Annotated in this window: 21 protein-coding genes; 18 read left to right on the top strand and 3 right to left on the bottom strand. The window is 58.8% G+C overall.

Going from position 1 to position 24000, the window contains the following annotated elements:
* The first annotated feature begins 6 nt into the window (after window positions 1-6).
* Complete coding sequence (gene rsmD / locus ABD687_RS04265) at window positions 7-606, top strand: 16S rRNA (guanine(966)-N(2))-methyltransferase RsmD (protein WP_310293256.1); 600 nt, start codon at window positions 7-9, stop codon at window positions 604-606.
* Here rsmD and ABD687_RS04260 read toward each other — a convergent pair.
* Both ABD687_RS04260 and ABD687_RS04255 read right to left on the bottom strand, forming a co-directional pair.
* The gene (locus ABD687_RS04260) at window positions 568-1347 is read right to left on the bottom strand and encodes a spermidine synthase (protein WP_310293258.1); all 780 of its coding nucleotides are present in this window, start codon (window positions 1345-1347) and stop codon (window positions 568-570) included. The genes rsmD and ABD687_RS04260 overlap by 39 nt on opposite strands.
* A gap of 2 nt (window positions 1348-1349) precedes the next feature.
* A complete protein-coding gene (locus ABD687_RS04255; protein ID WP_310293260.1) occupies window positions 1350-2561 on the bottom strand; it encodes an aminotransferase class I/II-fold pyridoxal phosphate-dependent enzyme in 1212 nt (403 codons plus the stop codon).
* Between the two features lie 114 nt (window positions 2562-2675).
* On the opposite strand from ABD687_RS04255, the gene coaD reads away from it, so the two are divergent.
* From coaD to ABD687_RS04205, 10 genes are all read left to right on the top strand, one after another.
* The gene (gene coaD / locus ABD687_RS04250; RefSeq protein ID WP_264269783.1) at window positions 2676-3158 is read left to right on the top strand and encodes a pantetheine-phosphate adenylyltransferase; all 483 of its coding nucleotides are present in this window, start codon (window positions 2676-2678) and stop codon (window positions 3156-3158) included.
* Window positions 3159-3200: 42 nt separating this feature from the next.
* Window positions 3201-4097, top strand: a complete 897-nt coding sequence (galU, locus tag ABD687_RS04245; protein ID WP_264269782.1) for a UTP--glucose-1-phosphate uridylyltransferase GalU — start codon at window positions 3201-3203, stop codon at window positions 4095-4097.
* A 217-nt stretch (window positions 4098-4314) separates the two neighbouring features.
* Window positions 4315-5292: an LCP family protein gene (locus ABD687_RS04240; RefSeq protein WP_310293264.1), complete on the top strand. Its 978-nt coding sequence runs from the start codon at window positions 4315-4317 to the stop codon at window positions 5290-5292.
* 110 nt (window positions 5293-5402) lie between these two features.
* On the top strand, window positions 5403-6275 hold the full coding sequence (locus ABD687_RS04235) for an ABC transporter permease (protein WP_264269780.1): 873 nt from the start codon (window positions 5403-5405) through the stop codon (window positions 6273-6275).
* Complete coding sequence (locus tag ABD687_RS04230) at window positions 6259-7122, top strand: ABC transporter ATP-binding protein (RefSeq protein WP_264269779.1); 864 nt, start codon at window positions 6259-6261, stop codon at window positions 7120-7122. The genes ABD687_RS04235 and ABD687_RS04230 overlap by 17 nt, the downstream gene beginning before the upstream one ends.
* Entirely contained in the window at window positions 7119-8168 is a 1050-nt protein-coding gene (locus ABD687_RS04225) for a glycosyltransferase family 2 protein (RefSeq protein ID WP_264269778.1), read from the top strand. Before ABD687_RS04230 ends, ABD687_RS04225 begins: the two co-directional genes overlap by 4 nt.
* The gene (locus tag ABD687_RS04220) at window positions 8165-8986 is read left to right on the top strand and encodes a CDP-alcohol phosphatidyltransferase family protein (RefSeq protein ID WP_310293270.1); all 822 of its coding nucleotides are present in this window, start codon (window positions 8165-8167) and stop codon (window positions 8984-8986) included. The genes ABD687_RS04225 and ABD687_RS04220 overlap by 4 nt, the downstream gene beginning before the upstream one ends.
* A gap of 55 nt (window positions 8987-9041) precedes the next feature.
* Window positions 9042-9884: a glycosyltransferase family 2 protein gene (locus ABD687_RS04215; RefSeq protein ID WP_372342899.1), complete on the top strand. Its 843-nt coding sequence runs from the start codon at window positions 9042-9044 to the stop codon at window positions 9882-9884.
* 53 nt (window positions 9885-9937) lie between these two features.
* A complete protein-coding gene (locus tag ABD687_RS04210) occupies window positions 9938-10399 on the top strand; it encodes an FAD synthase family protein (RefSeq protein WP_264269776.1) in 462 nt (153 codons plus the stop codon).
* Between the two features lie 277 nt (window positions 10400-10676).
* Window positions 10677-12740: an acyltransferase family protein gene (locus ABD687_RS04205; RefSeq protein WP_310293272.1), complete on the top strand. Its 2064-nt coding sequence runs from the start codon at window positions 10677-10679 to the stop codon at window positions 12738-12740.
* Window positions 12741-12851: 111 nt separating this feature from the next.
* Here ABD687_RS04205 and ABD687_RS04200 read toward each other — a convergent pair whose 3' ends face one another.
* On the bottom strand, window positions 12852-14075 hold the full coding sequence (locus ABD687_RS04200; RefSeq protein WP_310293273.1) for a CDP-glycerol glycerophosphotransferase family protein: 1224 nt from the start codon (window positions 14073-14075) through the stop codon (window positions 12852-12854).
* Window positions 14076-14206: 131 nt separating this feature from the next.
* Between ABD687_RS04200 and ABD687_RS04195 the strand changes: the two genes are divergently transcribed.
* From ABD687_RS04195 to ABD687_RS04165, 7 genes are all read left to right on the top strand, one after another.
* Window positions 14207-15613: a stealth conserved region 3 domain-containing protein gene (locus ABD687_RS04195; RefSeq protein ID WP_310293275.1), complete on the top strand. Its 1407-nt coding sequence runs from the start codon at window positions 14207-14209 to the stop codon at window positions 15611-15613.
* A gap of 135 nt (window positions 15614-15748) precedes the next feature.
* On the top strand, window positions 15749-19264 hold the full coding sequence (locus tag ABD687_RS04190) for a CDP-glycerol glycerophosphotransferase family protein (RefSeq protein WP_310293276.1): 3516 nt from the start codon (window positions 15749-15751) through the stop codon (window positions 19262-19264).
* A 92-nt stretch (window positions 19265-19356) separates the two neighbouring features.
* Window positions 19357-19920, top strand: a complete 564-nt coding sequence (locus tag ABD687_RS04185; protein WP_217390510.1) for a YceD family protein — start codon at window positions 19357-19359, stop codon at window positions 19918-19920.
* A 2-nt stretch (window positions 19921-19922) separates the two neighbouring features.
* Window positions 19923-20126, top strand: coding sequence for a 50S ribosomal protein L32 (gene rpmF / locus ABD687_RS04180; protein ID WP_007273166.1), 204 nt, complete (start codon window positions 19923-19925; stop codon window positions 20124-20126).
* Window positions 20127-20135: 9 nt separating this feature from the next.
* On the top strand, window positions 20136-20837 hold the full coding sequence (rnc, locus tag ABD687_RS04175; protein ID WP_310293278.1) for a ribonuclease III: 702 nt from the start codon (window positions 20136-20138) through the stop codon (window positions 20835-20837).
* A gap of 3 nt (window positions 20838-20840) precedes the next feature.
* Window positions 20841-21758 carry a bifunctional DNA-formamidopyrimidine glycosylase/DNA-(apurinic or apyrimidinic site) lyase gene (gene mutM, locus ABD687_RS04170; RefSeq protein WP_310293280.1) on the top strand — a complete coding sequence of 306 codons (918 nt, stop codon included), beginning with the start codon at window positions 20841-20843 and terminating at the stop codon, window positions 21756-21758.
* A gap of 158 nt (window positions 21759-21916) precedes the next feature.
* On the top strand, window positions 21917-23797 hold the full coding sequence (locus ABD687_RS04165) for a glycosyltransferase (RefSeq protein WP_310293282.1): 1881 nt from the start codon (window positions 21917-21919) through the stop codon (window positions 23795-23797).
* Window positions 23798-24000: the final 203 nt, after the last annotated feature.

Genomic DNA, 24000 nt, shown 5'->3' with positions numbered 1-24000 from the left:
ATCCCAATGAGTCGAATCGTTGCCGGCGCCGCCGGAGGACTTCCGCTGAAGAGCGTTCCCGGGGACTCCACCCGACCCACCACCGACAGAGTCAAGGAAGCCCTGTTTTCGAGGCTCGAAAGCTATGACGTACTCGGCAGCGCCCGGGTCCTGGACCTGTATGCCGGCGCCGGATCCTTGGGCCTCGAAGCTGCCAGTCGCGGCGCGCGGTCGGTGCTGTTGGTGGAACTGGCACCCAAGGCAGTGGCGGTATGCCAAGCCAATGCAGGCATCGTCAACAAGGCGCTGCGCAACGACGTGGTCAGCGTCCGCCGTGGCTCGGTGGACTCCGTCCTGGATTCATTTGCCCCCGTCCCAGGGGCAAACGGCGGGAAAACCTGGGACGTCGTGTTCATGGACCCGCCCTATCCACTCACGGAAGAGGAATTGGCCAAAACCTTGGAGAAGGTCGCCCTGGTCCTCGAGGACGGCGCGACCATTGTGGTGGAACGATCCTCGCGTTCGGCCGAGCCCACGTGGCCCGTGGGGCTGGAAAGATTCGCCGAAAAGAAATACGGCGAGACCCGTCTATGGTTTGCCGAACCCGTCAAGGTCGGAGCCGAATAGCACGCTTCCAGGGTGCGGCCCGGAGGCCCGCAACCGATCCACCATGGCCAGGTCGAGTCGCGACTGGGTCCCGGCCACGACCATGTTTCCCGGAAACTTTCTGGAGAAGATCTCGGTCGGGGCGCTGGCCATGACCGTGGCAAAAATTTCGGACATCGCCTTGATTTGGCTGTCCGCGAAGGTAAATGGAGGATCGTCACCGACGTTGACAAGGACCAGACCCTCGGGACGCAAATGGGAGTTCATTTCTGCGTAGAATGCCGGGACCGTCAAGTGCTCCGGCGCTCCGGCGCCACTGAAGATATCCAAGACGATGATGTCGAATTTCTCTCCCGCCAATTCATGCGTCAGCACCCGTCTGGCATCCCCAATGATCGTCCGGAGATTCCTTGGATTTTCCATGGGCAGGGCGTCGAAGACAAAATCGAGCAGTTCGCGCTCCAAGTCCACGGCGACCTGAACGCTTCCGGGTCTCTTGCGCTGGATATATCGTGCCAAGGTCAAAGCACCGGCTCCGAGGTGCAGGACGTGCAGCGGTTTTCCAGCTTCACCGTGTTCGTCGACATGGTTTGCAAGACGTCGCAGGTACTCGTAGAAGATCTCTTCCGGATGATCCACATTCACATGTGATTGCTCGGCGCCTCCCAGCTGCAAGACCCAGGCACCGGGTACAAAGGCGTCTTCCTCGAGCGTGGCGTGGGCTCCAAGATTGCTCAGCCACCGGCTGGCACGTTTGACCACGATTAGCCACCCACCGATGCAGACAAACGGGACAAACGGTTGGCTGCCTCGGTTAGCAACTCCGGTCTCTTGCAGAAGGCAAAACGCATCAGGCTTCTGGTGCGTTCGGCCCCCTCCGCATGGCAGAAGACAGACAACGGAATGCCGGCGACTCCGATTGCTTCAGGCATCCGACGAGCCAGATCCAGGGCATTGTCGAAACCAAGGGGGGCCACGTCGGCGACGATGAAGTAGGTGCCTTGCGGCCGGTAGACCGTCATTCCGGCCGCCTCAAGCCCCTTGGCCAGTACGTCGCTGCGTTTGCCGAGATCATTGGCAAACTCGACAAAGAACGTGTTCTCGGACCGCAACGCCTCCGCGACGGCCGGCTGAAAAGCAGTTCCCGAGGAGTAACTCAGGAACTGTTTGACCGTGCGGGCGGCAGACACGAGATGGGCCGGTCCAGTGGCCCATCCGACCTTCCAGCCCGTAAACGAAAAGGTCTTGCCTGCCGAGGATATGGTCAGGGTTCGCTCCCATGCGCCGGGCAGCGTGGCAATGGGCGTGTGGGCGACGCCGAACGTGAGGTGTTCATAGACCTCGTCGGAGACAATGATGCAATCGTGCTTGGCCGCCAGCGAAACGATTTCCGCCAAGACATCCTCGCCGAAGATGCTGCCCGTGGGGTTGTGCGGGTTGTTGAGCACGACCATGCGAGTGCGCTCATTGAACGCTGCACGTAACTCGTTGACATCCGGCTGGAAATCCGGCGCATTCAAGGCCACGGTTCGGTGGATGCCGCCGGCCAACGCGATGTTTGCCCCGTAGGAATCATAGAAGGGTTCGAAGGTAATGACTTCGTCGCCGGTTCCGATGAACGCGAGGATGGCCGCGGCGATGGCCTCGGTGGCACCGGTGGTTACAACCACTTCATTCTCCGGATTTACGTCCAGGCCATAGAAACGCTTCTGGTGATCCGCAATGGCCCTTCGCAACGGAAGGATTCCCGCGCCAGGCGCATACTGATTGAGGTCGCCGGAGATTCCCTGGGCGGCCACGTCCTTGAAGAATTTCGGGCCGTCGGTGTCCGGGAAGCCCTGCCCAAGGTTGATCGCCCGGTGCTTCACGGCAAGTGTGGTGATTTCCTCGAAGATGGTGACGCCGAGATCACCATTGGCGGACAGTAAATTGGCACCGGCAGCCATGCGCTGCCATGGAACATCAATTGAAGACATGGTCCATTATCCCGTGAGTCGGTGATTCGATGGCCAACGAAACGAATAAGACACGATGAGTCATCAAGGCGAACGAAGAGGTCGACCTGAAGCTCACTTGATAGATTGCAGAGTATGCGTCGAGCCGTCTGCCCCGGGTCCTTTGACCCCATCCATAATGGTCATGTCGAGATCATTGCCCGTGCCAGCAACCTCTTTGACGAAGTCATTGTGGCCGTGTCAACGAACTACGCCAAAAAATATCGATTTGAGCCGGACGAACGACTGGAAATGGTCAGGGAAACCATTGGGGGACTACGAGGCGTCAGCGTCGAACCCATGGGCGTCGGCCTGCTGGCCGATTTCTGCAAACTGCATGGCGCAGACGCCATCGTTAAGGGTCTGCGTTCCACGGTCGACTACCAGTACGAAACCCCGATGGCTGTGATGAACCGCCATCTCACAGGGGTTGAAACCGTGTTCCTCGCGGCGGATAACCGCTATACGCACCTTTCTTCTTCCCTGCTAAAGGAAGTCCAGTCCCTCGGTGGAGATGTGGCTGACTACCTGCCGCGAACCGTACTCAAAAGATTAAGAAACGCCTCGCAGGAGCAGTAATCGGGTTCGAGATTTGTGCATTCCATGACGTAAAGTCAAAACATGACTCAAAGTAGGCGCGTAATTAAAGCCGTTATCCCTGCCGCTGGTCTGGGAACCCGATTCCTGCCAGCGACAAAGGCGATGCCCAAGGAAATGCTGCCGGTTGTCGACCAGCCCGCCATCCAATACGTAGTGGCCGAGGCATCGAAGGCCGGGCTTACGGATGTCTTGATGATCACGGGCCGCAGCAAGCGTGCGCTGGAAGACCACTTTGACCGCGTGCCGTCCATGGAAGCCACTCTCGAAGCCAAGGGAGACAGCGAAAAACTGCGTCGGGTCCAGGAAGCCACAGATCTTGGCGAAATCCACTACATTCGCCAGCGCGATCCCAAGGGCCTCGGACACGCCGTCCTTTGCGCGAAGCAGCACGTTGGCAACGAGGCATTCGCCGTTTTGCTCGGTGACGACCTGATCGATGAGCGGGATGAATTGCTTTCGATCATGATCGACGTCCAGGAAAAGACCGGTGGCTCGGTCATTGCCTTGATGGAAGTTGAACCGGAGCAGATCAGTGCGTATGGCTGCGCCGATGTCTCTACCGTTGACGGCGAAAACTACGTCAAGGTCAACGGGCTGGTGGAAAAACCTGCCGTCGAAGATGCACCTTCGAACTTGGCAGTTATTGGCCGTTACGTCCTGCACCCGAGGGTCTTCGACGTACTCGAAGAAACCAAGCCCGGTCGCGGCGATGAAATCCAGTTGACCGATGCCCTTGAAACGTTGGCTGCGGCCGATGGCCCGGGCAGCGGCGTCCACGCCGTTGTTTTCCGTGGGCGGCGCTACGACACCGGTGACAAGCTAAGTTACATCCAAGCCGTTATATCTTTGGCTTGCGAACGCGCGGACCTCGGTCCGGACCTCCTGCCGTGGCTTAAGGACTTCGTTTCAACGCGCTAGGATTTTTATATGGCAAGGCTGATTCAGCGTCTTCACAGGGTGACTGATTAGCCTTGCTTTAGTTTGTGCGAAAGTTGTCGACCGTAACATTGCCTCGAGTCGTCCGAGACTTCTCGTTCTGGTCTTATGGAGACGTTGATTGACTAAAGTAAAGAAATTCCCAGGCGAATACATACCTCGTCGCCTAGCTCGGCCCAAGAAGCGAAAGAGCCTCGTTGTGCTACTGGGCACGATAGCGCTGGTTCTTGTGGCAGCGATTGTCGCCAGTACATACGTTGCCAATCTCGCCCAGACGTTCAATACGAAGACCCGGGAAATTGGCCAAGCCTTTCCTGAGGAACAGGTTCGTCCGGTCAAGAACCCCGATGATGGATCCTTGAACTTCCTGTTGCTAGGTGTCGATCATGGGGCGGACGACACGGAGACGACCAACCTGCTTCAGGCCGGCGGAACCGACCAGCGTTCAGACTCGATAATGATGATGCACATCCCGGAGGACCGGAAAGGCGTCTACGTGATGTCGATCATGCGAGACCTCTACACGGATATTCCCGGCCATGGCACGCAGAAGGTCAATGCCGCCATGTCGCTGGGCGGTGTGCCATTGGTCGTCCAAACCGTTGAAGGGATGTTTGATACCAAGATCGACCACGTGGCCATGGTGGACTTCGACGGATTCAAGGAGCTGACGACGGCACTTGGCGGTGTCACAGTAAAAAACGACATCGAGTTCACGTCGACCGATAGCAAGAAGTATGAGTTTCCCGTCGGCAACCTCGAACTCGAAGGAGATCGGGCGTTGCGGTTCGTTCGTGAACGCAAGCCGTTTGTTGACGGCGATTATCAGCGAGTACGCAACCAGCAGAAGTTCATCAAAGCTGTTATGAACGAGATGCTGTCCAAGGACACGTTGACCAACCCGGCAACGATCTTCGAGGTTATTGACAAGGTTTCGCCATACCTCGCGCTTGACGATGGACTGGATGCGGCCACCGCCGCTGGCATTGGGTTGCAGCTGAAGGACCTCCGCCCATCGAACATAGAGATGTTCACATTGCCGACCGCAGGGCTTGGCACCTCGCCGGACGGGCAATCCATCGTTCTGCGGGACGAACAGGCCATCCTCGATATCGGTCAGTCACTTCGCACGGACGATCTTAAGACCTACCTGGACAGTGCAAATTTGGACCAGTAGCAACTGATACATAGATCACACATCGCCCTGTCGCCGGATGCAAACCGCTCATGGGGATGCGTATCTACTAGACTTCATAAGGTTCGTCAGCGACAGCAGGCGAGTAAACCGTGATCAACGAGGTAACGAGAATTATGACAGCTGCCGAATATGCGGCGCAGTACGGCCTGCACAGGGTCGGTGCTCGTCCGGACCTGGTGAGCTATCTGAAACAGGCGTGGGCCAGGCGCGATTTTGCGTTTGAACTGGCCAGAAGCCGGCTGCAAGCGACCAACCAACGAAACCGCCTGGGCATGCTGTGGGTTGTTATCAAGCCGACCATGAATGCCCTGATGTACGGTTTCATCTTCGGAATCCTGCAGGGTGGAAACAAGCCTCAGGACTTCCCGGTATTCGTCGTCATCGGTGTGTTCCTTTTCGAGTTCTTCACGGGGTCGGTGAACTCTGGCGCTAAATCCATCACCGGAAGCGCCGCTTTGGTTCAATCCTTGGCATTCCCGCGCATCACCCTCCCCATCGCTGCCGTGGTGCAGCAGTTCCTCACGTTGGTGCCGATGCTCGGAGTCATGTTCGTTTACTGCATGATCCTTGGCACCACGCCAAAGTGGAGCTGGCTCATGGTGCTTCCGTTGCTGGTGCTTTTCACGATGTTCAATACGGGCATGGCCTTGGTGTGCGCCCGATTGACGGTTCACATTCGGGACTTTACTCAGATTCTGCCGTTGATCACCAGAATCCTGTTTTACACCTCCGGCGTCTTGTTTGGTGTTGACCGTATTCTGAACGCCTTTCCCGTACTGGTCCTCATGTTCGACTTTCACCCGATCTACCAGGCGTTGCAGATTGCCCGCGGTTCGATCATGAACGGCGTGGAATACCCGTCGTTCTACTGGGTTGTTTTATCTGTCTGGGCCCTTGCTGCCCTGATTGGCGGCACCATCTATTTCTGGGCTGCGGAGGAGCGTTATGGTCGAGTTGACTAATTTTGATGATCTGATCAATCCGCGAAATCACGGCAAGTTTCAACCTCAGCCGGTCTTCGAAATTGAACCTGACAGCAGATCGGCAAACACGTCGGTCAAGCTGGACGAGACGCGGACGCCTGTGGTGATCGTGGATAATCTCCACGTCAAGTACCAGGTGTATTCCAGTGGCAAGTCGGTTGGTGCAGCTGGGGCCAAGCGGCTGCTGCAGACCTCGACGCGCGGCATTCGGGAAGTCCACGCAGTCAAGGGCGTCTCGTTCGTCGCCTATGAGAACGAGTCGATTGGCGTGATCGGTTCGAATGGTTCTGGTAAGTCGACGCTGATGCGCACGATCACGGGCCTGACCAGCCCTGCGGCGGGTTCCGTCTTCGCGTCGTCCCGCCCGAATATGCTGGGTGTCGGAGCCGCGCTGATTCCGGACCTTTCGGGTGAAAAGAACATTATGCTTGGCGGCCTGGCACTTGGATACAACCGCCAGGAAATCAACGCCATGCGGGAAGACATCACCAAGTTCGCTGAGTTGGAGGAGTTCATCGACCTTCCGATGCGTACCTACAGCTCCGGCATGGCTGCGCGCCTTAAATTTGCCATCGCCGCTTCGAAGCAACATGACATCCTGATTGTCGACGAAGCCTTGGCCGTCGGCGATGCGCGGTTCCGCAAGCGCAGTGAGGCAAAAATCCGCGAGATCCGTGAAAACGCCGGCACCATCTTTCACGTCTCCCACTCGATGGGATCAATCCTGGAAACCTGCAACCGGGTGATCTGGATTGAGAAGGGCGTCCTGATGATGGACGGGGACGCGAAGACGGTTGTCGATGCGTACAAGGCCAAAAAGAAGTGACTGCTGCGCAGACCCTGGGTGTTTCCTATGTCATGCCCGTGCTCAACGAGGCCGGATATCTCCGTGACGCAGTGGCCAGTGTCCTTGGCCAGGACTACGCCGGGGACAAGGAAATTGTCTTGGCCCTTGGGCCGAGCACCGACGCCACCGACGAAGTTGCGGCCGAGCTTGCCATGGAGGACGACAGGGTCAAGCTGGTCCACAATCCCCAGGGACGCACGCCGATCGGGCTGAACCTTGCCATTAGGGCCTCGCAATATCCGATCGTGGTTCGTGTGGATGCCCACAGCGAATTGGCGCCCACCTACACCGCCCGCGGCGTGGAGACCATGTTCCGCGTCGATGCACACGATGTCGGTGGACTCATGGATGCCCGCGGGAAGAACCCCCTCCAGCGTGCCATTGCCGCTGCCTACCATTCCCCTTGGGGCCTGGGTGGCGCCGCCTACCACAGCGGTGCGCCGGAAGGCCCTGCCGAGTCTGCCTACTTGGGCATATTTCGCCGCCAGGTCTTTGACGAGGTCGGCTACTACGACGAGTCGCTGCACCGCGCCCAGGACTGGGAACTCTGCCTGCGAATCCGCCAGGCCGGCTACAAGGTGTGGTTCGACCCGGAACTCGAGACCGCGTACTACCCCCGGGATACCTACAAGGCTCTCTCTGCACAGTCCTATGCTTCGGGAGTCTGGCGCGGCGAATTGTCTCGGCGATATCCCGATGGCAAGTCGATGCGCCACGATCTGCCGCCGCTGATGCTGGTCGGATCTAGCCTGGGCGCAATTGCCTGGGTGATCGATCCCTGGCTGACTTCCGAGGCGCCAGGCGCCGTGCGGATCGCCTTGAACCTGTTGAAGCTCGCTCCGGTGGGGTATGCCGGACTTGTCGTCTTTGCGACATTGACCGGCAAGCGCACCACGACCTTCAAGGAGAAGCTTTTGATGCTCGGTGTTTTTCCATCCATCCACTTCCCGTGGGCCGTTGGCTTTGTCAAGGGCCGTGTACGCGGTGCCCAGGGAACCCTGGACAGGGGGAGGGTACAATCATGAATGAAACCATTCGGCCGAGCAACCCGACGCTCGAACAGCTGCGTGCGGTATGCCAGCCCCCGGAGGTCCGGGCACGGCGAAACGCCGAACACTGGACCGCGGAACTCTACCTGCGGCACATCTCGATCTACCTGACCGCGGTGCTGGTGCGCACGCGCATTAGCGCCAACGGCGTCACCGGACTCATGATCCTTGCGGGCTGGCTCATGTCGGCAGCCCTGCTGATCCCTGGTGTGTGGGGCCCGCTATTGGCGGTTGTCCTGTCACAGGTCCAGCTCTACTTCGATTGCAGCGACGGGGAAGTGGCACGCTGGCGCGGCACCCAGTCGCCACGCGGGATCTTCATTGACATGGTGGGACACCACACCACCGAGGCCTTGATTCCCATCGCCTTGGGCTATCGCGTGTTCCTTGAGCTCCAGACCCAGGGGGCCGATGCCGCCCAGGCGTGGACGACACTTTTCATCTCTGCAGTGCTGTCGGTTCTCCTTGTATTGAACCGTTCCCAGAGCCTCATGGTGCATGCCGCCCGTGGGATGGCCGGACTGGGAAAGCTCCCGGATACGGCTGAGGCTCGTGCGGTCTCGCAGACCAGCTTTGTCGGGAAACTGCGTTCCGCAGCCCGCTTCCTGCCCTTTCACAAGATGCTTCATGCAGTGGAACTTAGCCTCGTTATCCTGGTCCTGTCGATTGTCTCTGCCATCGTTGGCATCCCCGGCATTGCCGAGAAATGGATGCTTTGGATCTTGTTGCCGGCAGTTGTCCTGGTGAATATCGGGCACTTTGTTTCCACCATGGCTTCATCCCGGTTGCGGTGATCCCTTGAGCATTCCAGAGGGGAACCTTCCGACGGTCGGCGTCGTCGTGCTGACCATGGGCAACCGACCTGAGGAACTGAACCGTGCCTTGACGAGTCTCTTGGCCCAACGAGAAGTCGAACTTGACGTGGTCGTGGTGGGCAACGGTTGGGATCCTGTCGGGCTTCCGGCCAGCGTGCGTGGCCATTTTCTTGAACACAACCTCGGTATCCCGGCCGGACGCAATGCCGGGGTCCCGTTGGTCAAGGGGGAGTTCCTCTGCTTCCTGGACGATGATTCCTGGTTCCTGGACACAGACTTCCTCGAAGAGGCGATATCCAGGTTCGACAGCCACCCCCGGATGGGTCTTCTCCAGCCGCGGATCACCGACCCGACACGCGATGACGACCCCACCCGGTGGATCCCGCGCCTCAACAAACGCACGGCCGTCGAATCCAGCCGCGTTTTTCATGTGGGCGAAACCTGCCTGCTGATGCCCCGACACATCTTTGACGAGACCGGCGGCTGGGCCGGCGGTTTCTGGTACGCACACGAGGGAATTGAACTTGCCTGGCGTGTTTGGGACACCGGGCATCACGTCTGGTACGCCGGTGATATGAGGATCGGCCACCCGGTTGTCGATCAACGACGTCATGAAGAGTTTTACCGACTGAATGCGCGAAACCGGGTATGGCTCGCCAAACGGAACCTGCGCTGGCCCTTTAGTTGGATGTACGTGTCCAGTTGGGCCTTGGTGGAAGCAACCCGCCTGCGCAAGGATCCCGATGCGGTGCGGCAATATTTCAGCGGTTGGCTTGCCGGGTGGCGAGAGATTCCTTGGTATTCAACACCCCGGCCCAAACTCAAATGGTCGACCCATCTACGGATGCTCCTGGCGGGCCGACCACCCATAATCTAAGACTTTCGATCACTGCGTCCTTGCACGCAACCAAGCAGTAAATGGAGTTGAACATGGCAAAAACAGTCCTGACCTATGGCACGTTTGATCTTTTCCACATCGGACATCTGAACATCCTCAAGCGTCTTAAGGAAAAAGGCGACCGATTGATCGTCGGAGTATCCACCGATGAATTCAATGCCATCAAGGGCAAGAAGCCGATCGTTCCCTTCGATCAGCGGATCGAGATCGTCAGGGCAATCCAGTACGTCGACGAGGCCATCCCGGAAGACAACTGGGAGCAGAAGCGTTTGGACATTGCCAAGTACGATGTCGATGTCTTCGGCATCGGAGAGGATTGGAAGGGCAAGTTCGACGACTTGGGCGACAAAGTCGAGGTCGTATATCTTCCCCGCACCTCGGGCATCTCCACCACGGAATTGAAGCGGGTGCTGAGCGCCTTCGACGAACGCCATGTCGCCAAGCTAAAGGACACCCTCGACAGCTTGAGTCAGATCGTCAAGGAACTGAGCTAAACCTCAGCTCCCGCACCGACCAGAGCACAAAACGTTTCCTGCGTCCGCCCGCTTGGTTCCCTGAGGCCCGTTGCCGGCAATCCAATGAGCGGCGGCCCGATTCCCCTCTCCAGGGTCGTCGGTCATGTGGTAACCGGTGCAGACGAGCATTATGCTTCTGCCATCGGGACCGCACCTCGCGGCGGCTTGCCATGTGGTGAATGGGTCGTGTCGACCGATTCATCAGGCCGGTGCCGCCGAGCACACGAATGCATCCAGAATCAGCCAACGAGAGACCATGAGCAACACGACTACGCGAACACAATTCAGGCCCGATATTCAAGGCCTGCGCGCCATTGCCGTTGGACTCGTCGTCATCTACCACCTTCTGCCGCAGAGTATCACCGGTGGCTTCGTCGGCGTCGATGTATTCTTCGTGATCTCCGGCTACCTGATTACCTCGCACCTGATAAAGCATCCACCCCGGAAAGCCAAGGAATTTGGGACCTTCTGGCTCCGTCGGATCAAACGACTCATTCCGGCCTCAATGCTGGTCCTGTTCACCACCGTCATTGCGGTACGGGTACTGACACCGGAATCGTTTTGGCGGGACAATACGTTCCAGGCCATCGCGTCTGCGTTCTACTCGCAGAACTGGTTCCTACTGGCCACCAGTGTGGACTACCTGGCCGAGGACAACGCTCCGACCGCCGTCCAACATTATTGGTCGCTGGCGGTCGAGGAACAGTTTTACCTCTTGTGGCCCCTGGTAATCGCTGCGCTTTGGTGGTTTGCCGTCAAGAAGAGACTGCTGGCAAAGCGATTTGTGCTTGTCGGCGTGTCACTGATCGTCGCACTTTCCTGCGCCTACTCCATTTACCTCACCTCCGTCGAACCGGCAGTTGCATACTTCTCCACCTTCACTAGGGCATGGGAGCTTGCCTTGGGTGCCGTGGTGGCACTGGTCCCCGCGCCCAAGTCGCGTTTCAGTTCCTCGCCCGCCGGTGCCGTGCTCGCATGGGCCGGCATTGCCGGGATCATCGGCGCCGGAGTCGCCTACGATTCGGCCACGCCTTTCCCCGGCTACCAGGCGGCACTGCCGGTCGTGGGGACGGCATTGGTGATCTGGGTTGCAGCCACCTCACGTTTCTCGCCAACCCCATTGCTCGGTTCACGGCCCTTCCTCTTCCTCGGGGATCACTCGTACTCGATCTATCTCTGGCACTGGCCGATTATTGTGCTGCTGCCGTTTGTTTCCGGCAAGCTGGGCGCATTGGACCTGGCGGCAGCTGCCGCTGCGACCATCCTGCTGTCGATGACTACCAAGAAATATGTCGAAGACGCATTCCGCAGGACGCTCGATGTCTCACCGCTCGTGACCCCTGTCCGATTCTTGGTGGTCGCAACGGCTTCCGTGGCGTTGTTGGCTTCCGGTGTGGCCGTGGATGCCCAAAAGCGGCAGGAGGTCGCCACCGTTTCGCTCCAGGCCGCCGTCCAGGGATCTGTTCCGTGCTTCGGCGCGTCGGCGCTAACCGACAAAAGTGGCTCCTGCCAATACGAGGCAGACAAAGAGCTGATCCTGTCTCCAGCCCTCGCGAAGGACGACAAATCCGCTGCCTATGCCGATGGATGTTGGTCCAGCGAACCATATGAGAAGAAGCCCACGTGCACTTATGGCAGCGGCAAGAAAAAGGTCGCCCTGGTCGGCAATTCGCATGCAGGGCATTGGCTTCCGGCACTCGAAAAGATGGCTGCAGAAAAAGACTGGACCATCACTACCTTCCTTGTATCCAGATGCAATCCCACGGATGCCAAGTTGAAGTTTGACGCGGAGATTAAGTCCCAGGGCTGTTTCGACTACGGCAACTGGGTCATTGACCAGACCGCTCACGGCCAATTTGATCTCATCATCACGTCCGAACGGCAGTCTGTCCCGGTCGTGGACCACTCCTTTGCAACGACCGAGGCCCCTGCGCGCGCCGGGTACGAGAAGTACCTGGAGCGATGGACCGAGTCCGAGACCCCCATCGTCGTCATCCGCGACACTCCGTTCCCCGGCGCCACGCTGCCAAACATTCCCGATTGCGTGGCCACGGCGAAAGACGCCAACAAAGAGTGTTCGGGGAGTACCGGCAAATGGACGTGGATGGATCCGCTGGCGGATGTGGCGGCGGAGGGCAAGCACGACAACGTCGCAGTCATTGATCCCACGCGATACTTTTGCCAGGACGGTACTTGCCCGGCTGTCATCGGCGGTGTCGTCGTGTACTTCGACGCATCGCACATCACCGCAACCTACGCAGAGACCCTGACTCCCTTCCTGGAAAAGGACTTGGAGAAGGCCCTGCAAGAGATTTCCTAGCCCTGGCGCCGCAGTCGGGTCCCGTACGTTGCCGGCAGCGCTCTTGGTGTTTTGTTTGGCAATCCGGACACCATCAATGCATGCCCCTTCGCGATTGCGGCCTGTCTGGAACTAGCCCCGGCCCTCGGGACCGGTGACCGCGATCGCAGCGGCGATGAACCGCTCCGTCGCACTGCCCAACGCGGGATCGCCAAAGACCTTTGCACGCAGCGAGCGCTGTTGGCCGGATGGCCGGGACCTGCCCAGGTTCGCGATGGTGTCGAGCAGTTCTTCTGCTTGTCCCTGCAAGAGCGTTCCAGCCTGTTCCAGGGACAGCGCTTGCTCCGGGGCCAGCTCGCGGATCATTCTGGTGTCGGCGCTGTGGAGCAGCAGCAACGGCCTGTCCAATCCGATGGCATCCATTGCCATTGCCGAGATGTCACACAGCACAACGTCTGCGTCGACGATGCTGCGTGATGAATCGCCCGACACCTCCACGCGGTGACCGGCATGCGGTTCCTTGGTGGCGGCCGTCCCGATGGCCCTTTGAATGTGCACGAGTTCGTGTCGCGCCTTCGCGGACCAGCTACCGGTCTTGGGATGCGGACGAAACACCACGGTGAAGCGTTCATCGGCCAGCAATGCCTCGACCAGTTTGGCTCCAACCGAGATCACGGACGTGTAGGCCATGTTCTTGCCATCTCCCTCCCACGTCGGTGCGTATAGCACCCTGGTGCGTGAACCGGGAGGTCGTGCAGCGGCTCCCGGCACGGCGATGTCAAGCTGGGGCCTGCCGATCTGGACCAAGGCGGAAGGATCAATGCGGGGGATGCTCTCCATGATTCGGGACTGTGCGGCCTGGCCGGCAATGAAGGCATAGTCGTAGGCCTTGAGCTGGTTGGAGACCATCGACGATTTTTCGCTTTCGCCGTGGCTCAGGTGCACATGGGCCGGACCACTGATCCGCAACATCGTGAAATTGACCTGGGAATTGTTCACATAGAAAATACCGGAAGTACCCCAGGAGGCCAGCGCTGCCTCGATGCGTTCCATTGAACGCGATAGATAAATCGGAAGTCGTGTCCGCTGGGCCAAAAGGCGTGCGCTGAGCGCGTTCATGACCACCAGGCACACACCGTATCCGCGATCCTGGAGGGCTTCGAAGGGTGCCGTCCATTGTTCCAGTTGGTAGGTTTGACCAGGCCCGTCAGCAAAGAAGACCACAAAATCAACGGCCTCGGCGGGCGAAGGCTCGGAATCGCGCAAAGTGCCGCGGACGCTCTTTTCCACCGCCATGGCGTGGATTTTTTTGGACATGAGTTGGGACTGCCGCAACAGGGCATCGAAGGTAGTCACGAAACCATCCTATGTGGGCCCGACAGGGCGCGGACGAGCGGATGTCGGAACCAGCCAAGGAAAATGAATAGACTGGTTGGGCGCTAAACCTACCAGTGGGCGTTGAACGTGATACCTCGAAGGATGTACATATGAGTCTTGAATCCGGTTGGAAAGGCCGTGTCGGTGCCATGATTCCCCCCGGCTATTGGCGCCGCGCCGTCGAGATCATGGACAACAAGACACCTGCTTCGGCTTCTTCGATTGCCGACCTACGGCGGTTGCAGGCCGAAGCGTTCGAAAGCTCATCCCCGGGTTCCGCATACCGTGTGCAATGGCAAGGGGACCTGGCGTTGGTCTACGTAGACTCTCGTGAAGCACCGAAACTATGTTCCGAGTTGAGGGCCCGAGGCTTTTCGCTCGTGCCAATGGCCGAGGATGCGCTGGACCCGGGGGCAATGTTCGGCTGGAGCTGCGCGACAAAGTCCCAGACGGGTCGCCGCGGTGACTTGGTCGAAGCGATCGGTGTACGACTGCTGGTGGTACCTGGTGGCAAGGCTCCTGCCCTGAGCAGCGTCCTGGAAGTTTCCGAACCCATCGATCTCGTCTACACGTGGGTTGACGGGGCCGACGAAGCCTGGCAACGGCGGCGGAGTGAAACCCAGGCGAAGATTACCGGCCATCTTCTGCCAACCGCAGACGATCCGGCGCGGTACACCTCCCATGACGAACTGAGATACTCCCTGCGCTCGGCCGAGGCGTTCCTTCCCTGGGTCAACCACATCTACGTGGTGACTGCGGGGCAGCGACCGGGATGGCTCAACGAGGCCCATCCGAAGATCTCGTTGATTGACCACGAGGAGATCTTCGAGGACCGTGACATGCTCCCGACCTTTAATTCCCACGCCATCGAATCCCAGCTTCACAGGATCCCGGACCTGGCCGAGCGTTTCCTCTACGTCAATGACGACGTGTTCTTTGGACGTTTGCTGGGGCAGCACGTTTTCTACACGCCGACCGGATACCCGAAGTTCGCGCTATCCGATGGGCGCTTCGACCTCGAAGAGACCCAGAACCTCCCGGTGAATGTCGCTGCCCTGAACAACAATCGACTCCTGCAAGCAACTTTTGGGAAATCGGCGGCCCACAAGTTCAAACATGTGGCCCACGCCCAACTTAGGACCACTTTGAGTACGATCGCCCAGAAGCATCCCGAGGAGACCCGACGGACCGCCAGGGCAAGGTTTCGAAGCGAGAGCGATCTTTCGATACCCTCCTCGCTGGCGCACTACTACGGCTGTGCCATGGGCGTGGCTTTCCCCGGCGAGATCGACTACCGCTACATTGATCTTTCCTCGGAGCAGGTCCACCTCAAATTGTCGCGTCTATTCCTGCAGAAGCGACCACAGATGTTTTGCCTGAACGAAGTCAGTACCCGCCGGCACGAACGCGTGGATCGCACCTTTACCGTCCAGGACTTCCTGCGGCATGTGTTCCCTTGGCCATCCTCCTTTGAAACTTCCGAAAACCACATGCCGCCGGCGGTTCCCCATGGTTGAAGACTGTCCGGGTCCATGCCCGCACCATGACGCACAGGGCGCACTGCCGGTTCTTGGCCGCCGCTGACAAATCGCCGGTCGGAGACCAGCGCGAGCTCCCACCCCAGAGAATTTTCCTGATTGAAAGGTTGCTTTGTGAAGCAAAAACCCACGAACGTGGCGGGCATGGTCCAGGACCTGTACGGCAAAAGACTGCACCGCAGGGATGCCAACAGGAAGACCCGGACGCTCACGGGAGCGGCCTCCCTCCACGTCGGCCAAGAAGGACGATTCCTACGGATCCGTGCAGTGACAGGCCACGCGCCGTTGGCATTGAGCGTCCTGCATGGAAAGAACGTCATCGCAAGCATCGCACTTGACTCCGTGGACCAGCTCGATGCCGACGCCCATGCTTCGACCGGTGTCATCGACCTCGCCCTGCTGGGCGAGCAGTGGAACGCGGTTGCGCCGGCCGTCGTGGGGGGATCCGACGACGCGGCAGACGCGCTGGAGGGCACCGTGCGTGTCTGTATGGAATATGCGGGTGAAGTTGGCGAACTCCCGCTAGGAGTTGCCGCCATCGAGCTCGCTGCCATCGAAGGGACGCTGACTCGCGCCGAGCTCAATGATGCGGTGGCATCGGGCTCTGTCGAAGTTGGGGCTCCGCTTCGTTTCCATCGCGTCGTCGGGCGAGCCGGACGTACGGACCTGGAAGCACTCGCGGATCATGAATCGGCTGCCGGGCTCGCACGCCCCTACATCAACAAGCGCGGCGAGCTGGCCATTGCACTGAACCGCGAGATCCAGCACAGCCTCACGCTGCGTACCGACGCAATTTCGGTTGTTGCGGGCAACCTGCGGCTCTCCGGGATTGCCTATAGCAAGAGTTCACGCCTGACTTCCGCACGCCTCGTGGTCCTCGGGCGACGAAGCGGCCAGGAATTCAGCGGCAAGGTGGATCTGAAGCTGCTGCAGGAACAGACCCGTCAGCGCTATGGATTCGGCCGATACGCCTGGGATGCCGAAATCGATTTTTGGGGCGTCGACTGGGACGAAATCGCGACCACAGACAATTTCGACCTCTACCTCGACGTCGAATTCGAAGGTGTTGCGGAGTCGAAGCGAGTGCGCGTGGCCAGGACCCCGTACGCCATTCGGGCCACCACGCGGGCGGGAGACATTACCCGCAACGGCAAGACGTTGATCATCAATCCCTACTACACCTTCAAGCGCAAGGCCACGTCCCTGCTGCTTGAGGTTGTCGACGAGGATTCCTTCAAGGCCCTCAGGGACTTCAATCCCTCCAAACACCGTCTGGGAAGACGTGGCCGGAAACCAATCTGGCTGATTGGGGAACTGCCGTACAAGGCCCAGGACAATGGCTTCCACTTCTTCCGGTACGTCCGTCAAAACCATCCCGAGGTCGACGCCTATTACGTCGTGGATCTTGCGTCACCGGAATACGAGAACGTGCGTCCACTCGGGAACGTTGTCGGGTACCAGTCGAAGGAGCACTTCGAGTTGGCGCTTGCTGCCGACAGGATCATCGGCTCGCATCACCCCGACTACCTCTATCCGACCAGACATCCGGCATTCCTGGCCAAGTCCCGTGCCGGCAAGGTCTTCCTCCAGCACGGCGTCATGGGAACCAAGTGGATGGTCCCGAACTACGGGAAGAAATCCGCTGGATTTGAGACGGACCTCTTCTGCGTTTCATCCGACCGTGAAAAGTCCTATATCGTCAAGGACTTCGGCTACGATCCCGGCGAAGTGGTTGTGACAGGCCTGCCCCGATTCGACGCCTTGTTTGACGACGATGTTCCGGTGGAACCACGGCAAGTCCTCATCATTCCAACCTGGCGCGACTGGCTCCAAAACGACGAAGGATTTGTCGACTCCGACTACTTCCAGCAATGGAACGACTTCCTTCATGATCCGGCGCTGGCCAAGCTGGTTGGCGACAACCAACTGGATCTGATTTTTTGCCTGCACCCAAACATGCAGCATCTCCGTTCGTACTTTGCCGGTGTACCGGTGCGGGTCGTCGGACAGGGCGAGGTTGACGTCCAATTCCTGATGAAGCAGAGCGCTGCCATGATCACCGATTATTCAAGCGTCGGCTTTGACTTCAGCTTCTTGGACAAACCCGTCCACTATTTCCAGTTCGACCGTGATCGCTTCCTGGGAAAACCTGGCTCCCATCTCGACCTGGACCGCGAACTGCCAGGACGAATAGCCTTTACCCGCGAATCATTGATCGCTTCACTCGATGCGACGGTGAAGCGAGGCATGAAAATTGAATCCACGTACCGCGACCGTGCCTCCAGGTTCATCGTGGCTCGCGACCGCTCACACTCGTCACGCGTCTTCCAGGCAATCCGGGACATGCGCCAGCCCAAGATCGACCTGAAAAAGTTGGGTCAGAATGAGTTGCCGGAACGTGCCCTGAATCGCTTCCGCCACAGTGGCCGCTACTTCCCGCTCATGAAGCGCATGCAGGCAGTTGCGAGACGTCTGCCCATGGACCGGGAGTTGGTCGTTTTCGAATCCGGCCTCGGGAAACAGTATGCGGATTCGCCGCGTTACATCTATGAGGAATTGCTGCGGCGCGGGGATTCACGCAAGAAGGTATGGATCTACGATGGTCCGCACAAGTTCACAGACCCGAACACCACCGCCGTCAAGCGGCTTTCGCCGGCCTACTTCTGGTATTTGGCGCGCGCGAAGTTCTGGGTGGTGAACCAGAACCTGCCGTTCTACATGACCCGGCGCAAAAATGGCGTCTACCTCCAGACCTGGCACGGAACACCGTTGAAGCGCATGCTCAATGACATTGAAGACATCCACGGCCGAGATGAAGGATATCTGGACCGTGTGACCCGTGCCATTGGCCAGTGGACCCACCTTCTGTCGCCAAGTCCATACGCAACGGAGGCGATGAGAAGTGCCTTCGCCTACAAGGGACCGATCCTGGAACTCGGCTACCCGCGAAACGACCCCTTGCTGCGGCCGGAGTCAGCCGTGAGGGCGCAAGAGATCAAGACCACCCTGGGCATCCCCGAAGGCCACAAGGTCGTCCTTTACGCGCCAACGTTCAGGGACGATGCCAGCAACGGCAAGGGCCGGTTTACCTTTGAGCTTCCTTTCGACCTCGAGGCATTTGACGAACGCTTTGGGGAAGACACTGTGCTGTTGCTGCGCATGCACGTCTTGGTCAGTTCAGGGCTCCGGATTCCCGAGGAGCTCCGGGGGAGGGTCATCAACGCTTCGGCCTACCCCGAGATCCAGGACCTCTACCTTGCCAGCGATGTCCTGATAACCGACTACTCCTCGGTCTTCTTTGATTTCGCCCTCCTGCGCAGGCCAATCCTCTTCTTCGCGTACGACCTTGAGAATTACCGCGACAACCTGCGCGGCTTTTACATGGACTACGAAAAGGAACTCCCGGGGCCGATCGTCACCGATGAGGACCAGCTGTGGGCGGCACTCGGGAGTGCACTGGACGGAGAACTGGGGCAGACCGGTCCCAGCGACGAATTCATCTCCAGGTTTGCTCCCCATGACGACGGAGAATCTGCCGGCAGGGTTGTCGATGAAATATTCGGCACGGGCCGGCCTGTGACGCAACGCGCGTTCCTCAATGGTTTTGGCTCCCGTCGCAAACCGCGCTAGGATGTAATGTCGGTCTATGTTCTACAGGAGTCATCATTAGCGAAAAGCGTTCAGATCGTTCGTCGTCACACGACATCGATCGCAGTTCGCCCCTGGTTTTCTTAACCAAGGATCTTGGGCGAAGCCCCGGAAACATGACGACCCTTGATGAGGTGGTCGCCGCACCAGCTGAAATCGGTGTGGCACTCATCGGAGTCCGTGAAGGATCGGAAGTTGATCTGGATCTGCGATTCGAAGCCGTGCACGAGGGCATTCTGGTCTCCGGAACCGCCACTGTTGAAATCAGCGGTGAATGCGGACGGTGCTTGGAAGCCATGGCGTACGACTTCGATGCCGACATTCAAGAACTTTTCTACTACGAGGGCTTACACGAGTTCACCGAAGAAGAAGAGCTCGACCAGTACCAGGTTGTAGATGATCGTATTGATCTCGAACCGGTGCTCCGGAATGCAGTGGTGACCGCACTGCCGTTCCAACCGGTATGCCGGGAAGACTGTGCAGGGCTTTGCTCCGAATGTGGAAAAAGCCTGAATGAGGATCCTGAGCATCACCATGAGGTCTTGGATCCTCGTTGGGCAGCGCTTGCCGGGCTGACCGACATCGTCGCAGAGGACGCGACACAGAGTACACATTCAGTCGAGAGAGAAGAGAAGTAGCCGTGGCTGTCCCGAAGAGGAAGATGTCCCGCTCAAACACTCGCGCCCGTCGCGCCCAGTGGAAGGCAACCGCGCCTACCCTGGTGAAGACCATGGAAAATGGCCGCGTCACCTACAGCCTGCCGCACCAGGCAAAGGTTGTTACGGATTCCGCAGGCACCGAGCTGTTCCTTGAATACAAGGGTCGCAAGGTCGCAGACGCGTAAGTCTGTCTGATGCCTTCAACAGAAGAGCTTTTGGAGCGTCTCGGGGTCACTATTGACCCCGAGACGCTTCGTCTTGCCCTCACACACCGTTCCTACGCCTACGAGCATGGTGGCATCCCCACCAATGAACGTCTGGAATTCCTGGGAGACTCCGTGCTCGGCTATGCCGTCACCGACCACCTCTACAAGAATTACCCGGATCTGCCCGAAGGCGACCTGGCCAAGCGACGTTCCGCCGTTGTCAGTACCCGTGCCCTGGCCGGCATCGCCCGTTCCCTTGGCGTAGGGGAATTCATTCTTTTGGGTCAAGGTGAAATCCTGACCAATGGCAAGGACAAGTCATCCATTCTTGCCGACACAATGGAATCCCTCATCGGTGCGACCTTCCTGAACCACGGGATTGAAGTGGCCAGGCAAATGGTCATGCGTCTGATCCTGCCGTTGTTGCAGGACGTGGACGTCCTGGGCGCCGGGACCGACTGGAAAACCGCTATCCAGGAAATCGCCGCAGCCAAGAAGCTCGGTGCCATCGAGTACCGTGTCACCGGCTCCGGCCCCGACCACGCACGTACCTACATCGCCGTGCTCCATATTGGCGGCACTCCGTACGGACAGGGAACCGGTCCTTCCAAGAAGGAAGCCGAGCAGGAATCAGCGGCAGTGACCTGGAAATTGGTCGCTCCGCAGAACGACTCCGCCAAGGCCAACTAAGCAATGCCTGAACTTCCGGAAGTCGAGGTTGTTCGGCGAGGTCTGGAGGACTGGGTCGTTGGCCGGACCGTCGAATCGGTCCAGGTCGTAGATCCACGATCCGTTCGCCGACATCTCGGAGGGCCCGCTGATTTCACCGCGAGCCTAACCAGAACCAGCATTGGCGCGGCCGTGCGTCGCGGAAAATTCCTGTGGCTGCTGCTCGACGGATTGCCAAGGCCCAGCGCGTTGGTGGCCCACCTGGGCATGAGCGGACAGCTGTTGGTGGAGGAGCCCGCCGCGCCGGATGAGAAGCACCTGAAGGTGCGCCTTGAACTGTCGCCAGAGGCCAACAAGCCAAACCAACTGCGGTTCATTGACCAAAGAATCTTTGGCGGCATGTTTCTCTCGCCCCTTGTGCCCACCGGTGACCAATTTCCCGGAGGCCAAGGTTCCGAGGCGCCGTGGATTCCAGAGGCCGCGGCCCACATAGCCCGAGATGTCCTTGATCCCGCTTCGACCCCCGAGGCCCTCTACCATGCCCTGCGCAAGAAGAATACGCAAATCAAGCGTGCAATCCTCGACCAGCAGGTCATTTCCGGTGTCGGGAACATCTACGCGGACGAAGCACTTTGGGCCGCCAAGCTGCACGGTCTGCGCTCCACTGCCACGATCCGCCGCCCCGACATCGTACGCCTCCACACGGCACTCGTGGACGTCATGGGTCGTGCGCTGGATGCCGGCGGAACGAGTTTCGACGCGCTTTATGTCAATGTCAACGGTGCTTCCGGCTACTTTGACAGGTCACTGAACGCCTATGGCCGCGAAGGCCGGGACTGCCAGCGTTGTGCCGAAGAGGGCGTGCTGTCGGTGATCAGGCGTGATCCCTTCATGGGACGCTCCTCCTACAGTTGTCCCAGGTGCCAGCGTAAGCCCCGCTGAAACCCCTTTAACCCCGTGGATGCCATTCCAGGTTTCCCCCTGCTTGGTCTGGATCCGCGAGAGGCTGCGACCGCGTTCGCACTGGCTACACACGAGTCCCACTGGCGGAGCCGGCTGACTAGGAGAATGCTCAGTTGGCGTTGGGTAGGATTGATCACATGACTCGTACGCCGCACTTCTTGGTAAACACCCTTGCGCTCAAACGTGGAGGCCTCGTCAAGGCGGTTCGTGAACGCGCCAACGCCCTCGCTGCCCAAGGAACAATGCCAGAAGTCAGGATTGCGGTTTTGGCAGGACAACCCCGGCTCCAGTTGGATGTCGAGGATCTCAAACGTGAAGGGCATTTGCATCCTGCAGTGACCGCTTACAGCATCCTGTATACATTGGACGCGTCCACGTCGGATAAACGCACCCCCTACATCCTCGATGAGGGGCCCGGCAGCACCGTGTTCCCCACGGGCAGGTCGGGTCGGGAATACAGGTATTTCCGCGACGGCATCTACGAAAAATACGTGCGTTTTGACACGGGTGGCCGGATAGAAGTTGTCGAGTACTTTGACGAGGCCAGGTTCCGATTTCGGCGTGACGAGATGGACGAGCTCGGTTGCCTTGCACGCCGCCTGACGTACCAGCAGGGCAGTCACACTCCCACCGTTCAACGATTCTTCGGGCACGACTCCACGTGCTTTCTGACAATTTGGCAGACACCCGGTGATCCCAAATGGGGCGCCTCCTTCCTCCATGGTGAAAACCCGCGTTCATTCGCGACCATGGGAGAACTCTACAAATTTGCTTTCGAGCGGAAACTTGAAAAGGATGCGGCGCCGGCCATTGTCTCGGAGTTCCGGGAGAATCTCCCGAATTTGCCGAGGGAAAATGTGGATGACATTGTCGGGGGGATTCGCCACGCCAACCTTCTCAAGATCATGACTGCCCATAGCAACCATCTGCAACCGCCGTATGCATCCGGCTCTGGAACCAGCCCCAACTGGGCGCGGGCTGGGCGAAACCTTGATGCGTGGGACCGGCTGGTGTTGCTGACGGACGCCCAGAAAAAGGACATGGCGGAGGAATTCGGGCATGAAGAAATCATGCAGGTCATTGGTCAGGTTGCGCCTGAGGAATCCAACCGCGCGACCGAAATTGACCCCTACCGTATCGTCCTCGTCGCCAGGATCCACCCAAAGAAACGTCTCGACGAGGCGATGCGGGTCTTTGCCCATATTGCTGCCGCGGAACCCCGGGCTCGCCTTGAGGTCTTCGGTTTTGGCTACAAGGATGCCGAGGAAGACACCTTGGCGGAGCTAATCGATGAATTGGACATCAAAGACAGTGTCAAATTCATGCCTTTTACGAACAATCCATCGGAAATCTATGCCACGGCGCTCGTGACGCTGTTGACTTCCGCTTCTGAAGGGTTCCCCCTGATACTTCTCGAAAGCATGGCCCACGGGGTGCCGGTTGCCGCCTATGACGCCAATTACGGTCCGCGGGATGTCATCGATGATGATCGGAATGGCTTTCTTATGCCTTTCGGCGAAAATCGGGCGATGGCGGAACAGGTGCTCGCTTTGATGAAGAATCCCGGCAAGCGCAACGACATGGCCTTGGAGTGCAGGAAAACCTTGATGCGATTCACCAAGGAAAATTTCGTCACGCGATGGATGGAGATCCTCAACACTGATCCCCGTCCCAACCGAATCGTGGGTAAGACGATTGGCCCCATCGTCTCGCAAGTTCGGCCCGCAGGAACCAGGGACCTCGAATTCCTCCCAAATGGGGCGATGCCCGACGATCTGGGGCTGATACTAGTGCCGCGGGATTCAAACAAAGTTGTCTCCGCCGCCGCCATCCAGGCTGGAGCATGGGTATTGCCCCTGGCTGATAGCGCGCCGGGAACAATCTTGGACGTCTTTGCCACCACGAACGGAAACGCAGCGCGAAAACGCGTTGAATTTGGTGACCTGGATACGGCGACCGTAGCTGGGTGGCGCATCTACCGGACCCAGCATGGCAGCTTGTCACTCAAGCGCGTGTAGCCGACGTCCTCGCCGCCTTCGGGCAGCCAGTTGGTCGCTGTGTAGCGACGTCTGGACGGCGAGTTACCGCCTGATGCCCGGCTGTTTGGACCGGCCGGAATTCAGGGCTTGAATGATCGGTGCTGACGCGATGGTAACGTCACGTAGACGAAAATATATTTGCTATGAACTTTCCCTTTGCAGTGTTCATCTGTGAGGCGGGC

The sequence above is a fragment of the Paeniglutamicibacter sulfureus genome, from assembly GCF_039535115.1.
GTDB lineage: Bacteria > Actinomycetota > Actinomycetes > Actinomycetales > Micrococcaceae > Paeniglutamicibacter > Paeniglutamicibacter sulfureus.
Note: the sequence above shows the minus strand (reverse complement) of the source record. Positions and strands in the feature narration are given on the sequence as shown.

Excerpts from the sequence above, each read along its gene's own strand:
- ABD687_RS04210 (WP_264269776.1), top strand. The coding sequence starts at position 9,938 with ATGGCAAAAACAGTCCTGACCTATGGCACGTTTGATCTTTTCCACATC.
- rsmD (WP_310293256.1), top strand. The coding sequence starts at position 7 with ATGAGTCGAATCGTTGCCGGCGCCGCCGGAGGACTTCCGCTGAAGAGC.
- ABD687_RS04255 (WP_310293260.1), bottom strand. The coding sequence starts at position 2,561 with ATGTCTTCAATTGATGTTCCATGGCAGCGCATGGCTGCCGGTGCCAAT.
- ABD687_RS04215 (WP_372342899.1), top strand. The coding sequence starts at position 9,042 with ATGGGCAACCGACCTGAGGAACTGAACCGTGCCTTGACGAGTCTCTTG.
- ABD687_RS04220 (WP_310293270.1), top strand. The coding sequence starts at position 8,165 with ATGAATGAAACCATTCGGCCGAGCAACCCGACGCTCGAACAGCTGCGT.
- coaD (WP_264269783.1), top strand. The coding sequence starts at position 2,676 with ATGCGTCGAGCCGTCTGCCCCGGGTCCTTTGACCCCATCCATAATGGT.
- rnc (WP_310293278.1), top strand. The coding sequence starts at position 20,136 with ATGCCTTCAACAGAAGAGCTTTTGGAGCGTCTCGGGGTCACTATTGAC.
- ABD687_RS04230 (WP_264269779.1), top strand. The coding sequence starts at position 6,259 with ATGGTCGAGTTGACTAATTTTGATGATCTGATCAATCCGCGAAATCAC.
- ABD687_RS04205 (WP_310293272.1), top strand. The coding sequence starts at position 10,677 with ATGAGCAACACGACTACGCGAACACAATTCAGGCCCGATATTCAAGGC.
- mutM (WP_310293280.1), top strand. The coding sequence starts at position 20,841 with ATGCCTGAACTTCCGGAAGTCGAGGTTGTTCGGCGAGGTCTGGAGGAC.
- ABD687_RS04165 (WP_310293282.1), top strand. The coding sequence starts at position 21,917 with ATGACTCGTACGCCGCACTTCTTGGTAAACACCCTTGCGCTCAAACGT.
- ABD687_RS04195 (WP_310293275.1), top strand. The coding sequence starts at position 14,207 with ATGAGTCTTGAATCCGGTTGGAAAGGCCGTGTCGGTGCCATGATTCCC.
- galU (WP_264269782.1), top strand. The coding sequence starts at position 3,201 with ATGACTCAAAGTAGGCGCGTAATTAAAGCCGTTATCCCTGCCGCTGGT.